Source organism: Sporosarcina sp. PTS2304 (assembly GCF_003351785.1).
GTDB lineage: Bacteria > Bacillota > Bacilli > Bacillales_A > Planococcaceae > Sporosarcina.
The window spans coordinates 1,422,590-1,436,848 of the sequence record NZ_CP031230.1 but is presented as its reverse complement, the minus strand read 5'-3'; the positions used below and the strand labels follow the sequence as shown (position 1 = coordinate 1,436,848).

Below are 14,259 nucleotides of genomic sequence, written 5' to 3'. Positions count from 1 at the left end.
GATCGGTACAGGGTAGTTACCCTTACCGATCTTTTTTTATTTGTGTTTTCTTCATAGCTTCATAATAATGGTCAATGGGGATGAAAAGTCCGACTTTACCATATGTATCTTCTTCAAGTGTAGCGAAAATTGTACCGATAACTTCTCCATTTTCATTGATGACGGGGCTACCACTATTTCCCCGATAGACAGGCGCTTTAATCATCACTACTGTATCTTTCCAACCAGGTAACTGAATATAGTCCAGTGTATTCCCTTCGTTCGCGATTCCAGAAAAGCTTAATGGATTTCCGATGAGATAAATCGGTTCTGAATCGTAGAACTCCGTTTTATCTGCTAGTTTCAAGTAAGGTAAATTTTGTCCTTGTACTTGTATAACCGCCATATCGATAGAAGGAAATGTTTCAATCACCGTAGCTGGAAACCTTTCTCCTTTTGGAAATGAAACTAGAACGGAATTATTTTCTTCTACTACATGATAATTTGTCAATATTGTGCCATCTTCGCTTATAGAGTAACCGGTACCTTTACTATCTTCTGTAGCCACGATAACAACGGCTTTTTTATATTCAGCAATTTGAGGATTTTTAGAGAGTTCTGATGAAGTCTTTAAAAACTCAATAGCTGGAATTGAATATATTTGAAATAGAACAGAAAATGTACTGATAGCTAATGTCATCGTCATAATCCAAAATATCCATTTGGGGAAAGGGCGGTAAGTACGACGGACGTTTTTTTCTGCGGCTGCTTTTTCTAGTGCCTCTCGTTGCGCTTCGAGCACTAATTCTTGTAGCTCTTCATCATCTAGTTCTTCTTGCAGAGGATCTTTTATATCCAATCCATCACACCTCTTTCTATGAAATAGTATACCAAAACTGAGATATATTGAAATTAGGGTATTTTTACTTAAAAAAGAATACGATAGTTATCTGAAAAAATAGTTAAAAAGAATGACTATATGATATACTGGATGTGAAGATAAAGAACTATAGATGGAGGTGGAAATATGACCAAATCTATTACTGTTAAGGGAGAAACAGTGGAACAAGCCATTGAACATGCGCTGACTATACTAAATCTGTCAATAGATGATGTGCATGTCCGGATTGACCGCCAAGCTTCTCAAACGAGATTCGGTTTAAAAAAAGTGTTGGCTGAAGTAACTGTAACACAAGTGAGTAAAAACGATGAACGAGAGAGTAAATTATCGTCAGTAGCGCGAATACGTGACGGGCAACTCGAAGTCAGTTTTGAAGAACAGTCCTATCCAATGCTTCAACCGTCACCGCATGTAGAGTTATGGGTAAATGGTGAGCGAATAAGAGAGCGTACTATTATTCTACCTACAGATCAAATCGAATGTCACCCGATAACAGAAAACCTTCCAGCAACATTTACTATACGCATAGATAAGGAGCATATGACTGCTACAGCTATCATTACTCCTGGCAAAAATATCATACGTAATCTACTAGAAACAACATGGCAAGAACTATTGATCATACAAGTAACAGAGAAAATACAAATGATAAACGAGTTAACTACTGAAGATATCGTGAAAGAATTGTTAGATATGAGTATTACGTATGGCTTATGCATGGAGACCATCCAGCAGGCTACAGATACAGTAGACGCAAATGAATTTGTAGTCGCTAGAGGAAAACATGCGATTCCTAGTCAAGATGCAACGATTGATTTGATAGCATACAATAAGAAACAAGCAGTCGATGAACATATGCGTGTTGATTTTCGAGAACATAGTCCAATTCCAACAGTCAAAGCAGGGCAGTTAATCGCTACGTACATTCCACCGGTTAAAGGGGAAAAAGGTATTACTCTCTTCGGTGATGATCGACCGGTAAAGCCGCCAAAAGAAATAATTTTACGGCCGAGTGCGAGAGTAAATTGTTTTCAAAATAAACTATATGCCAAAATTGATGGCAGACCAATGATTGAATGGCGGGGAAAATTAGTGAAAGTAGATGTACATCCAGAATACCGCCATAATGCTGACGTAGATTTAGAATGTGGAAATATTCATTTTGAAGGCGATATTTGGATTGGCGGTAGTGTACATTCATCCATGTTCGTTGCCGCATCTGGAAATATTGAAATCATGAAGAATTGTACGAAAGCCTCTATACGGGGAACAAAATCAGTAGTTATTAAAGGAAGCATATTTTCTTCCACTGTAACAGTAGGAATTCAAGAAAAAATTATTGCAATATTAGTAAAGGATTTGGAAGGAATTCTAGCCTACTTAATCAACATCGAATCTGCTTTAGTCCAAATTTTTACTTTACGCAAAGAACTACCTGAGCAAGTCCCTCCTTTCTTACTAAAACAAGCTATCAGATTATTGTTAGAGCAAAAGTACAGTGATTTTATGCAATTGATCAAGCAATTTATTCAAGTAGTGAAAAACCATTCGAGAAGATTAGAGGAAGAATGGATTAAGTTGTCCGATCAATTGTACAGTTTGTTTGTAGAGCCGCTTGGAGAGAAACAAACAAATATTCTTTATTTGCGCAAACTTATTAAAGAAGCAGAGTTATTATTGGAAGTATATAGAGAAGAAGCACGTCCTGAATCTATATTACAGGCATCATTTGCACTTAACAGTATCCTGTACAGTAATGGAAATATCCATATCCGGTCAAAAGGTGTCTATAACTGCTCGATTACAGCGCTTAATGACATTGTGATTAAAGGAGTTTGCCGGGGAGGAGAAATTATAGCGAGCAGAAATATTACTATGGATGAAGCAGGATCTTCTGCGGGAGTAAAAACTAAAATACAAACGACCGAAGGAATTATCAAAATCGATACAGTGCATCCGGGAACTAGTATTCAAATCGGTGAACAGCGTCATGAATTTTTCACAATTACTCATAAAATGACAGCGCAAATAAATGAACAAGGTAAATTAGTGATTCAATAGTCAGAACCAGGCTCTAATTCGTCACGTAACTGCCTTTATTGCTTCGATAAATGATAAGTTTTCTACTATTTTTCAAAAAATATGTTTTAACAAGACGAAATTGCTTTAAACATGTTACGATATACTATAATATCTATAGTAGTCACTTTATGCGCGAAGTGTGGGATAGGGGGATCATAGTAAGATGATATATTTCATCATTCCATTAATTATTCTTATTGTTCTAGCGGTCATGGCATTTCTTTCTAGAAAGAAGCACTTAGAAGAAATCAATAAGATGGAACAAGAGAAATTACAAATTCAAAATAAACCGATATTTGAAGAGATGATGAAAGTAAAGCAATTGAATATGACAGGCGAAACGGAAAATATGTTCGAGAGCTGGCGCAACACTTGGACAGAAGTAATTGACGAACGCTTGCCAAAGGTCGATTTGCTTTTACTGGATGCAGAGAGTCAAGTCGATCGTCTCCGCTTCAAAAAAGCAACTGAGACGAAGAAACAAATTGTGGAGATCTTAGCGCAATGTGAAAGAGAAATGCGCGATCTGCTGAAAGAACTCAATGAGTTGATCGGAAGCGAAGAGAAGAATCGTGTCGAAATGGAAACGATTAAAGAAACTCACCGTGCAGCTCGTAAGCGAATTTTAGCTCATCAATACTCATTTGGACCTGCGGTGGATCCTTTGGAGAAAGTGTGGGAATCGTTCAATCCGAGATTTGAGCAATATGACGCGTTGATTGAAAGTGGAAACTATTTGCAAGCACGCGAAATCGTTATTACATTGGCGGATAAGGAAGAACATTTCTCCTACTTATTGCAAGAGATTCCGACGTTATTGACGGAACTGCAAACCAAAATTCCAACAGCATTGCGTGAGTTGCGCAAAGGGATTATTGAAATGGAAGGACAAGCTTACTATCTTGGACATTTGAAGCTGCCGGAGCGTTTCGATAAAATCGAACAACGTCTTGTAGACCTTCGTCAACTTCTTGCGCGTCTAGACGTAGAAGAAGTTGCACATGAAGTAGAAGAAATTCATGATGAAATCGAATCTTTCTATGATGTGCTTGAAGAAGAAGTTAGTTCCCGTCATTATGTTGAAGAACATTGGGAGCCTGCATTGGATCTTTTTGAAGAGCTTCAATATTCAATCCAAGATACGATTGAAGAGTTGAAATTTGTGCAAGAGAGTTATCGTTTGGATGAAGCTGAATCTCAAATTCCACATCAAGGAATGCAGAAGTTACATGCGTTAGCTAAACGAGTAGAAGATTACATTGAACGTCAAGAACGTCATGAATCTGCTTACTCGGAACGCCAGATTGAACTTCAAGGGATTACAGAAGAACTAGATAGAATTGCAGAAGAGCACACGAAGTTTAGCAATCGTATAAAAAATCTTCGGATTGATGAAAATATGGTGCGCTCTCGACTAGCCGCACTTTCTCAACAACTTCATATTGCAGATCGCAACTTACACCGCGCCAATATTCCGGGAGTTCCTGATGATATGGAAATTCAGTTGGAAGAAGCGGATGAACAGATTTTTATCGTCAAACAAAGTTTGGAAGAAGTTCCACTGAATATGGCGTTAGTTGAATCATATGTTCAAAAAGCAGCTGCAGTCGTTGAGGATGTTTGTGATAAAGCGGATGATATGGTAGAAAATGCGTTGCTTGTAGAACGTATTATCCAGTATGGTAACCGTTACCGCGCATCTCACCCGCATGTCCATGAAAAATTACTGCAAGCGGAAGAGTCTTTTATGCAATATCGTTATTTACGCGCATTAGAAGAAGCGGCAACTGCAGTTGAAGAAGTAGAGCCAGGTGCCATGAAGAAAATTCAAAATACGCTTCATCAGAAAGTATAAAGATATGTTGACAAAGCCACCGGCCCGTCCGGTGGCTTTGTTTCGCTCATTCTTATTGAAAAGGAAGGATTTATTCATGTATTTTGATCATAGTGCAACGACCCAAGCAGATGAACGTGTCCTTCGTACGTTTATGGAAGTTTCTACTAGCTATTTTGCAAATCCTGCATCTATACATGTAGCGGGGAAGCGAGCGGAAAAATTATTGGAAAAGGCACGCACCCAATTACTTCAGTCAATTGATCTTGGCTTATCTGAAGGTATTTTCACTTCTGGCGGTACGGAAGCGAATAATCTTGCTATATTAGGATATGTCTATGCAAATCAACGCAAAGGGCGGCATTTAATAACAACTGCTATTGAACACCCTTCTGTTCTTCGGGTATTCCAGTTCCTTGAAACGAAAAATTTCAATGTCGATTATTTATCTGTGGATCGTCAAGGAAGAATATCTCTAGATGAGTTAAAAAACTTACTGAATCACGATACGTTATTAGTTAGTATTATGCACGTGAACAATGAAATAGGCACTATTCAACCGATCACTGAATGTGCAAAAATTATTCATAGCCATTCCCGTGCGGTTTTGCATTCAGATTGTGTGCAGAGCTTCGGGAAGATCAAACTAGATGATACAGGACCTGACCTAGTTACTTTATCCGCACACAAAATTCATGGAGTAAAAGGCAGTGGGTTTTTGGCATATCGGAAAAATTTACGTCTTCAAGCCATTACGTATGGTGGAGGACAAGAGCGGAATTTGCGTGACGGCACGGTGTCTGTACCTCATGCAGCCGCTTTAGCCAAAGCGGCGCGTTTACAAATAGAAGAAGTGAATATGCAGCAATTTCAACAGTGGCGTGAAGAGCTCATTCAGTTTTTTCATGAAATAGATGATTGCCTAGTATTAGCGCCTGATGCGAGCGCACCCTATATATTATCCGTTGCATTTCGTCACGTGACAGGTGAAATTGTCGTTAATTATTTACAGGAGCTAGGCATCATTGTTTCCACATCCAGTGCTTGTTCATCGAAAAAGTCGGATGCCAGTCATGTGATTAAAGCTATTGCGTTGCCAAAGGATTTTGAGAAAGGCGTTATTCGCATAAGCTTTGGCAAAAACCAAACAGCCGATGAAATTCAGCAGTTGAAGGCTGCAATTAGTGATTTTATGCAATTAGTGAAAAGGGGAATTCGAAAATGAACTGGAATACTATTTTAATCAGATACGGTGAGATGTCTTTAAAAGGAAAAAATAAAAGTAAGTTCGTTCGAAAGTTAAAAGAAAATATTAAAGCCGCTTTATCTGAATTGACTACATTGAAGATGCGTGCGGAAAGAGATAGAATGTTCATTTATACAGAGCGCTTGGAAGATCTTGACCGGGCGGTTGAAATATTACCGACTGTCTTTGGTATTCAATCATTCAGTCCAATTGCGGTTTGCGAACCAACTCTTGAAGCGATCAAAGAAACTTCGCTGAAAGTATTAGGCAAAACGGAAACAGAGGGTAAAACTTTTAAAGTAGATATTAAAAGAACGAACAAATCATTTCCGCTCGATACCGGTGAACTCCAGCGAGAGCTGGGTGGGCATGTATTGCGGGCATATCCTCAGTTAATCGTAAAAATGAAAAAACCGGAAATTTTATTATATGTAGAAATCCAACGAGAAGCTGCCTATATTTCTTCTCATACGTATAAAGGCGCTGGCGGCATGCCTGTAGGCTCGAATGGGCACTCTCTGTTATTGCTGTCAGGTGGGATTGACAGTCCTGTAGCTGGTTATCAGATGATGAAGCGCGGTGTTGCATTTGATGCTATCCATTTTGCCAGCCCGCCCTTTACAAGCGAATTAGCACTACAGAAAGTGGAAGATATCATTAGACAATTAACGACATTCGGCTCGACTATTCGTTTGCATATCATTCCTTTCACAGAATTACAGCAAGCGATTATTAAGCAAGTACCGAGCAATTTGACGATGACGACTACGAGAAGAATGATGATGAAAATCGCTGATCGTGTACGCGAAGAGACAGGTGTACTTGGACTTATTACAGGTGAAAGTATGGGGCAAGTAGCAAGTCAAACATTGGAAAGTTTAACAGCGATTAATGATGTGACATCTTCACCTGTTCTTCGTCCGTTAATTGCGATGGATAAATTAGATATTATAGAAATTGCACAAAAGATTGGCACGTATGAAATTTCCATTCGCCCATTTGAAGACTGCTGTACAGTATTCACACCACCAAGTTCCAAAACAAAGCCGCAACTGGATAAAGTTCGTTATTATGAGAGCTTCCAAAACTTTGATGAGATGGTGGAAGAAGCAGTGACAAATCGAGTGACTAGCGTTCCCGGCAAACAGCAAAAGGAGGAATTTGAGGATTTACTCTAAAGAAAATATTACCTGCTTCATCTCCCGCATGAATTTTTCAAAAGTGACCATTCTATAGTCACGAGGAGGTGAACGACATGCCAAACAGCAATAACAATTCAAACCAACTTTTAGTTCCAGGAGTGCAACAAGCTCTTAACCAGATGAAAGAAGAAATCGCTTCAGAATTTGGTGTACAGCTTGGACCAGACTCTACATCGCGTGCCAACGGATCCGTCGGCGGAGAAATCACAAAGCGATTAGTGCGTCAGGCTCAATCTCAAATGAATGGTTATTCAAAATAAGTAAATGAAAGGTCGTCCTGCATATGCGGGACGGCCTTTTTAGTATGTAAAAAATAATGAATGTTATTCTGATTTTAAAAGTATAATGTTAGGAGAGTATATAAAATTTTGAAATTTACTCTTTGTCTTTGTATACTAATACTATTATGTAAAAGGGGGAATGAAAATGAACCGCGAAGAATTGCTAGCGCCAAAACGCTACAACATTGTTTCAGAATTTGAAAAATATGCTATAGGTGATAACAGAAATGCACTGATTTATGTAGATTCAGAAAACCAGCGACAAACAGTAACCTACGATGAACTTATTCAAGCTGCTAATCGTACAGCAAACGTATTAACAGCGAATGGCTTGAAAAAGGGTGATGTCGTTTTGGTAATGGTCCCACGAATGATTGAGGCATATGTTACATATATTGGTGCGCTCAAAGCAGGACTTGTTGTCATACCTAGTTCAGAAATGTTGCGTTCCTCCGATATTGAATACCGAATTGAACATAGTGATGCAAAAGCTATTATTGCTTATGATGCATTTACCGATCAACTAGAACATGTGAATAATATTAATCAAGTGACTGTCTACATTATTGGTCAAGCGAAAGAAGGGGAAGTATCCTTAACCGAACAAGAGAAAACAGCCTCTTCTACATTCGATGCTTGTGACACAGCGAGCGATGATACAGCCTTTTTATCGTATACGTCTGGTACGACAGGGAAACCAAAAGGTGTCGTACACACGCATGGTTGGGGATATGCACACTTACGAACGACTGCACCGAATTGGCTTGGTATCGAAGAAGGAGATGTCGTTTGGGCTACCGCTGCTCCAGGGTGGCAAAAGTGGATTTGGACTCCATTTTTATCCGTGCTTGGAAGTGGAGCTACAGGATTTGTCTACAATGGGAAATTTAATGTTGATAAATACTTGACGTTTCTAGATGAATACCAAGTGAATGTGCTATGCTGTACACCGACTGAATACCGCTTTATAGCAAAGGCTGAAAATCTCACAGACTATTCTCTAGCTTCTTTAAAAAGTGCTGTTTCAGCAGGAGAACCTTTAAACCGTGAAGTCATCGATATTTTCGATAATCAATTTTCATTGAATGTCCGGGATGGCTATGGCCAGACCGAGAATACATTACTTGTCGGAACGATGATCGGAATGGAAGCGAGACCAGGATCTATGGGGAAACCTACGCCAGGTAATATTGTAGAAGTTATCAATGAAGATGGACAAGTAGCTGCGGTAGATGTAGTAGGAGATATAGCAGTGCATAAATCGACTCCTGCACTATTCCAGGAGTACTTAAATGATCCGGAACGTACGAAAATGCAATTTAGAGGCGATTATTACATTACAGGTGATCGCGCGAAAAAAGACGCTGAAGGATATTTTTGGTTCGAGGGTCGCGGAGATGACATCATCGTTAGCTCAGGATACACCATTGGTCCATTTGAGGTAGAGGATGCCTTGATTAAACATCCGGCTGTCCGTGAATGCGCAGTAGTAGCAAGTCCGGATCCAGAACGTGGAAATGTAGTCAAGGCTTTTGTCGTATTGCGTGATACAGTACAAACAGAACAACAACAACTGGTCAAGGAGTTGCAAAATCACGTGAAAGAATTAACGGCACCTTATAAATATCCACGTAAAATTGAATTTTTAGATGAGTTGCCTAAGACGACATCAGGAAAAATTATGCGTATGGAACTGCGTAAAAAAGAGCAAGACACACAAAAATAATTGATAAAAAGACTGTCCGGAGTCGATTTGACTCGACGTTCGGACAGTCTTTTTCACTTATTATTCAGAAAAATGTACGCTGAACTTTTTCAAAGAATGAGTTATCAGTTAGTTTAGCTGTTCGAATAACTTTTTCACTTAAAACAGCCTCTACTGTTCTTACTTGGTTTACGCCGATTGCTTCGTTGTCAGCAGCCGTTGATGGGAACTCATTGCCTTCAGGCTTAATTTTGAGAGTTAGTTTACGGTTGCCACTCAAAATAAAGGAAGTCCCGAGCGTCCGGTATCGATTATTATTAACTGAAGCCAGCTCTGTCACTTGAAAACAAGGCAACAATGGATCTATAACTGCTCCACGTACCGATTTGTTATAAGCAGTACTTCCTGTTGGTGTAGAAATGATAAGACCATCTCCCAAGAATGTTTCGAATAGTAAGTCATCAATGAATATATCCATAACAAATGTGCGAATGATGGCGGATCGAATACTAAATTCATTTAAACAATAGAATGGTTTGTGCTGATTAATCGTCACTTCAAGTAGTGGATAGTGCCGTTCTTCTAGTTGCGCTTGTCGTAAAGCAAGAATCAACGTACTGATTTCATCATATTTGAAATCGCAATACACTCCATGCGCGCCTTTTACTGACAAACCGAGGTAGACGCAGTCTTGACGAAAATCAGTTTTTCGGACAGCTTGAAGGAACGTGCCGTCACTTCCAATACTAATGATTACATTCGCTTTCGTGTGGTCGCCTGTCAGCAAAAAACCTTCTTTTTTCAACTTTTTTTCAACGTATGTTTTTTTGTGTTTGGTGTCTTCATCTAATCTGCTGAATAGAAAAATAGTATGTTGAGCATTCATATAAAACGACTCCTTTATAAGTTAATAGGTTAATTGTAGCATGAATGAAACATTTGGACGATTACAATCGTATAGGTATATGTGGACAAAGGAGGAATTATTTTATGACGACAAAAAGATGGATTGCATTACTAGTAGCAACAATATTGATTTTCGTGTCGGTTGGTGTCAATTCTATGTCATGGTTTTTCACGAGGGATTGGAATACGATGCTAAGTGAAATCACTGCAATGGATTCAGACTTGCAGGAGACCGTAGTGGAAGAAGGGAGTGCAAATGAACGTATTGCCGTACTAACAGTGGATGGTGTCATTCAAGATACAGGAACAGCTTCTCTGTTTAGTGGGGCTGAATACAATCATCAACGCTTTATGGCACAGTTAAATGAACTGCAAAATGACGAAACGGTAAAAGGGATTGTGTTGTCTGTTAATTCACCAGGTGGCGGTGTGTTGGAGTCGTCCGACATTTACGATGCGTTTGTTGAAATTCAAAAAACGAAAGAAATCCCTATCTATGTCGCTATGGGTGGAATGGCAGCTTCAGGAGGATATTATATTTCTGCTCCTGCAGAGAAAATCTTCGTACATCCCGAAACGTTAACGGGATCTATAGGTGTCATTATGCAGTCGATCAATTATGGTAAACTTGCAGAAAAGTACGGTGTAGATTTCCCGACAATTAAATCTGGACCTTATAAAGACATATTGAGTAGTACGCGCGAGATGAAACCAGAAGAACGTGCTATGCTCCAAGAAATGATTGACGACTCGTACAAACGTTTTGTCGACATTATAGTTGATGGTCGAAATATGCCTGAAGCTGATGTACGTAAAGTGGCGGATGGCCGCGTGATGAATGGACGTCAGGCTATTGAAGCGGGACTGGCTGATGACTACGGAAAAATGCCTGCTGTAATTTCTGCGATGAAAGAAGATTATCATCTGGAAAAAGCGGAAGTTTTTGAATACGGTTCACCTGATACGTTCGCTTCTATTTTATCAATGAAAGCGCATGATGTATTTGGCGGAAACGTAGAGTCACAAATTATGAAAAAGCTGCTAACTGAAAACCAAGCACCGCGAATGATGTATTTATATGGTGAATGAGAAGGAGGGACGTAAACATGACAAATGAATCGCTACCTATGCAAACAGCTCGATTCGTGCCTAAGTATGCAGGCTTCTGGATTCGATTTTGGGCATTTTTACTAGACTTATTAATAGTTTCTGCGATTAGCGGTATTTTTATCAAACCGATTTTCCGTGTAATGGATATCGCAATTACTAAACCAACCTTTTTGTTGTTTAGCCCATATAAAGTAGCGACGCTTGTGCTGCTATTACTTTATTTTATCTTCATGACAAAATTGGCTGGCCAGACGATCGGTAAAATGATATTTGGCATTCGTGTCGCAAAATCGAATGGAGAAAAGGTAACATGGGGCGCCGTTATATTTAGAGAAGGCTTCGGAAGATTTATCTCTCAGATGTTGTGGATTCCGTACTTACTTGTATTATTTATGCCGCAGAAAATGGCTCTTCACGATGTTTTCGCAGACACTGTTGTTGTACATGACCGATTATTTGAACGTAAAGAAATACAGACCTTGCCCCCGGTGGAAGGTCATCAGTTGCATGAAGACCCAACGATTTAGTACACTAATTTAAAAGGAGTGGTTAGCTATGGCACAAGTTACATTCAAAAACAATCCGGTTCATCTACAAGGTACAGAAGTGAAAGTCGGGGATATTGCACCTGATTTTACAGTACTCTCCAATGATTTGACACCTGTTACTTTGAACGATTCAAAAGGCAAGGTTCGTTTAATTAGCGTTGTTCCTTCTGTTGATACAGGTGTTTGTTCTATTCAAACAAAACGTTTTAACGATGAGGCTTCTTCTTTAGGAGATGATGTAGAAGTATTAACGATTTCTGCGGATCTGCCTTTCGCACAAGCTCGTTGGAAAGCGGAAGAAGGAGTAGAGAATTTACATCTATATTCTGATCACCGCGACCTGTCATTTGGTACAGCTTTCGGCACGGCGATTGAAGAACTGCGTTTGTTGACTCGTTCGATTTTTGTAATTGATCGTAATGATCTAGTGACATACACTGAATATGTCAGTGAAGCAACTGACCATCCTGACTATGACGCAGCCATTCAAGCAGTAAAAGAATTACATTAAACTACGACCCACCTGAATAAAGGTGGGTTTCTTCTTGGAGGATTTATGAAATGAACACTATGGAAAAAGTTTTTTCTTATTATGATAACTATGCACAATCAGTTGACGGTCTGTACTTAGATGCAATACTTGAAGCGAGTGAACGTTGGTTAGATAAACCTTCTCTACTTGAATTAGAAAGTCCAGTGCAGCCAGAAGAAATCCGTAAAGGTATACAGCTAGCATTGTTAAAAGCGATGAAACAATCGGCACAGGCTCATCATCAAATGACGCCTGACTCGATCGGTTACTTAATCGGCTATTTAGTGAATAAGTTAGTTGATTCAAAGGGAGCTATTACTTTTTTGGACCCTGCAGTAGGGACAGGAAATTTACTTTTTACAGTTCTTAATCAATTTCCTGGTGAAGCAACTGCCAGCGCTGTTGAAATTGATGACGTTCTCATTCAAATCGCCGCAGCTACAGCCAACCTGCTTGAGCTTCCTGTATCATTCTACTTACAAGATGCAATACGTCCATTGCCGATTGATTTAGTGGATGCTGTTGTGAGTGACTTGCCTGTTGGTTATTATCCGGATGATGAAGTTGCAATGGATTATGAATTGATGGCCAAAGAAGGTCATGCTTTCTCTCATTATTTATATATTGAACAATCCATGAGATATGTTAAACCGGGTGGCTACGGATTTTTTGTTGTCCCTTCTAGATTATTGACTGCAGAAGGGGCGGAACCTATTTTAGCGTACGTCAAAGAACATCGATTATTAAGGGGTCTGTTCGAATTGCCGGATACTCTTTTTGCAGATCAACGTTTTGCCAAAAGTATTCTTTTGCTTCAACAACCTCCAACAGAGAAATTTGTCCAACCTGATGTCCTACTAGCGAAAATTCCAGAGCTTGGAAATGCTGCAGCTATGCAAAGCTTCTTTAAAAAGGTGAATAGTTGGACAACCGATAAAAACGAATGATCTATTCTTTATTTGTAGTTTCATTCCGTACACCTAAACGTGTAAGTAATTAATTTAACAGTGGGGCTGTCGGGAAAGTCAGTAGTATCTGACTTTCCGTGACAGTCCTTTTCTTATGGGAATAAGTGAGTGAATATGGCGACTGGATGGAGTGAAACTGACTTGAAGTGTCTTGCGGCTTGCGCTTCCAGACGATACGCTTTCCGGAGGGGACGCGGCGGACCGTCAAGCATTGCGGGTTACGCCTGGTCTGATCATGCTACCGCTTTTGAAGTTAGATAGCGGTGAAGTATTATCAGCTACTATGATTGTTTCGATGAACTGAGTGAAAAAAGAAATGCCCCTATATGCATTCAGTCAGGCAATCCATAGCTTCACCCACACTGTTCAGAAAGCGGAACTTACCATACTCTATTTCTGGACCAACACCAACTGACTTGTGGACACCAACTCAAGGATTCTCCCGGAAGGATTGGCGAGTCCGCCGCGTCCCCTCAGGAAAGCGTCCGGTTCTGTAGGGAGAATCCTCACACATACATTCATTTTCTGCCCCACAAAGGATTCTTCGAGTGAGGAGAAAAATACTGTCTGCTTTCTAAGGCAACGAATTATAAAACAAAACTGAGCAAAGGAAAACGAGTGGTTTTTCACTGCTCAGTTTATATAAACGCCATATTGGACAGCTTCGTTTTTTATTTTAAGAATTGAATAGCCGCAATGCGCGGAATAGACATCTGCTAAAGTGCCTTATAACATATAAAACGAGCATGTATAGTAATAAAATAACGGACAGATGAAACGTTAACTAAATAAGTACGTCATTAGGCATGTTTAGAATAATGAAGCGTTAGTCATTCCCAGCGCCATAGCTAAAAAAGAAGATATTTACAGAAAAATAGCACAAAATTCATTATTTCAATTGCCTTTCAAAGAGATTGCTATTATAATAACTTGAAACGTTCATGAAAACGTAATCATTTTAAGGG

Annotated in this window: 12 protein-coding genes; 10 read left to right on the top strand and 2 right to left on the bottom strand. The window is 39.4% G+C overall.

Annotation, left to right across the window (positions count from 1 at the left end; translation table 11 throughout):
- Positions 1-22 precede the first annotated feature (22 nt).
- Positions 23-838 carry a S1C family serine protease gene (locus DV702_RS06780; RefSeq protein ID WP_114924080.1) on the bottom strand — a complete coding sequence of 272 codons (816 nt, stop codon included), beginning with the start codon at positions 836-838 and terminating at the stop codon, positions 23-25.
- 168 nt (positions 839-1,006) lie between these two features.
- Here DV702_RS06780 and DV702_RS06775 point away from each other — a divergent pair, with 168 nt between their 5' ends.
- The 6 genes from DV702_RS06775 to mbcS all read left to right on the top strand — a co-directional run bounded on the left by DV702_RS06775 (position 1,007) and on the right by mbcS (position 9,251).
- Positions 1,007-2,941, top strand: coding sequence for a FapA family protein (locus tag DV702_RS06775; RefSeq protein WP_114924079.1), 1,935 nt, complete (start codon positions 1,007-1,009; stop codon positions 2,939-2,941).
- A 184-nt stretch (positions 2,942-3,125) separates the two neighbouring features.
- Positions 3,126-4,817 (top strand): septation ring formation regulator EzrA, encoded by a 1,692-nt coding sequence (locus DV702_RS06770; protein WP_114924078.1) that lies wholly within the window; start codon positions 3,126-3,128, stop codon positions 4,815-4,817.
- 76 nt (positions 4,818-4,893) lie between these two features.
- A complete protein-coding gene (locus DV702_RS06765; RefSeq protein WP_114924077.1) occupies positions 4,894-6,021 on the top strand; it encodes a cysteine desulfurase family protein in 1,128 nt (375 codons plus the stop codon).
- Complete coding sequence (thiI, locus tag DV702_RS06760) at positions 6,018-7,220, top strand: tRNA uracil 4-sulfurtransferase ThiI (RefSeq protein WP_114924076.1); 1,203 nt, start codon at positions 6,018-6,020, stop codon at positions 7,218-7,220. Before DV702_RS06765 ends, thiI begins: the two co-directional genes overlap by 4 nt.
- Positions 7,221-7,297: 77 nt before the next feature.
- Positions 7,298-7,504 carry an alpha/beta-type small acid-soluble spore protein gene (locus DV702_RS06755; RefSeq protein WP_114924075.1) on the top strand — a complete coding sequence of 69 codons (207 nt, stop codon included), beginning with the start codon at positions 7,298-7,300 and terminating at the stop codon, positions 7,502-7,504.
- 166 nt (positions 7,505-7,670) lie between these two features.
- Positions 7,671-9,251: an acyl-CoA synthetase MbcS gene (gene mbcS / locus DV702_RS06750; protein WP_114924074.1), complete on the top strand. Its 1,581-nt coding sequence runs from the start codon at positions 7,671-7,673 to the stop codon at positions 9,249-9,251.
- 64 nt (positions 9,252-9,315) lie between these two features.
- Here the strand turns inward: mbcS and DV702_RS06745 are convergent, their stop codons facing one another.
- Entirely contained in the window at positions 9,316-10,116 is an 801-nt protein-coding gene (locus DV702_RS06745) for an NAD kinase (RefSeq protein ID WP_114924073.1), read from the bottom strand.
- Between the two features lie 104 nt (positions 10,117-10,220).
- Here DV702_RS06745 and sppA point away from each other — a divergent pair, with 104 nt between their 5' ends.
- The 4 genes from sppA to DV702_RS06725 are packed head-to-tail and all read left to right on the top strand — an operon-like array spanning position 10,221 to position 13,273.
- Complete coding sequence (sppA, locus tag DV702_RS06740; RefSeq protein WP_114924072.1) at positions 10,221-11,225, top strand: signal peptide peptidase SppA; 1,005 nt, start codon at positions 10,221-10,223, stop codon at positions 11,223-11,225.
- 17 nt (positions 11,226-11,242) lie between these two features.
- Positions 11,243-11,773 (top strand): RDD family protein, encoded by a 531-nt coding sequence (locus DV702_RS06735; protein WP_240315694.1) that lies wholly within the window; start codon positions 11,243-11,245, stop codon positions 11,771-11,773.
- Between the two features lie 28 nt (positions 11,774-11,801).
- Entirely contained in the window at positions 11,802-12,305 is a 504-nt protein-coding gene (tpx, locus tag DV702_RS06730) for a thiol peroxidase (protein WP_114924070.1), read from the top strand.
- A gap of 50 nt (positions 12,306-12,355) precedes the next feature.
- Positions 12,356-13,273, top strand: a complete 918-nt coding sequence (locus DV702_RS06725) for a class I SAM-dependent methyltransferase (protein ID WP_114924069.1) — start codon at positions 12,356-12,358, stop codon at positions 13,271-13,273.
- Positions 13,274-14,259 lie beyond the last annotated feature (986 nt).

What these genes read in the sequence shown, in the direction of transcription:
- DV702_RS06735 (WP_240315694.1), top strand. Translation starts at nt 11,243, where the DNA reads ATGACAAATGAATCGCTACCTATGCAAACAGCTCGATTCGTGCCTAAG.
- DV702_RS06725 (WP_114924069.1), top strand. Translation starts at nt 12,356, where the DNA reads ATGAACACTATGGAAAAAGTTTTTTCTTATTATGATAACTATGCACAA.
- DV702_RS06770 (WP_114924078.1), top strand. Translation starts at nt 3,126, where the DNA reads ATGATATATTTCATCATTCCATTAATTATTCTTATTGTTCTAGCGGTC.
- thiI (WP_114924076.1), top strand. Translation starts at nt 6,018, where the DNA reads ATGAACTGGAATACTATTTTAATCAGATACGGTGAGATGTCTTTAAAA.
- sppA (WP_114924072.1), top strand. Translation starts at nt 10,221, where the DNA reads ATGACGACAAAAAGATGGATTGCATTACTAGTAGCAACAATATTGATT.
- DV702_RS06775 (WP_114924079.1), top strand. Translation starts at nt 1,007, where the DNA reads ATGACCAAATCTATTACTGTTAAGGGAGAAACAGTGGAACAAGCCATT.
- DV702_RS06765 (WP_114924077.1), top strand. Translation starts at nt 4,894, where the DNA reads ATGTATTTTGATCATAGTGCAACGACCCAAGCAGATGAACGTGTCCTT.
- DV702_RS06755 (WP_114924075.1), top strand. Translation starts at nt 7,298, where the DNA reads ATGCCAAACAGCAATAACAATTCAAACCAACTTTTAGTTCCAGGAGTG.
- mbcS (WP_114924074.1), top strand. Translation starts at nt 7,671, where the DNA reads ATGAACCGCGAAGAATTGCTAGCGCCAAAACGCTACAACATTGTTTCA.
- tpx (WP_114924070.1), top strand. Translation starts at nt 11,802, where the DNA reads ATGGCACAAGTTACATTCAAAAACAATCCGGTTCATCTACAAGGTACA.
- DV702_RS06745 (WP_114924073.1), bottom strand. Translation starts at nt 10,116, where the DNA reads ATGAATGCTCAACATACTATTTTTCTATTCAGCAGATTAGATGAAGAC.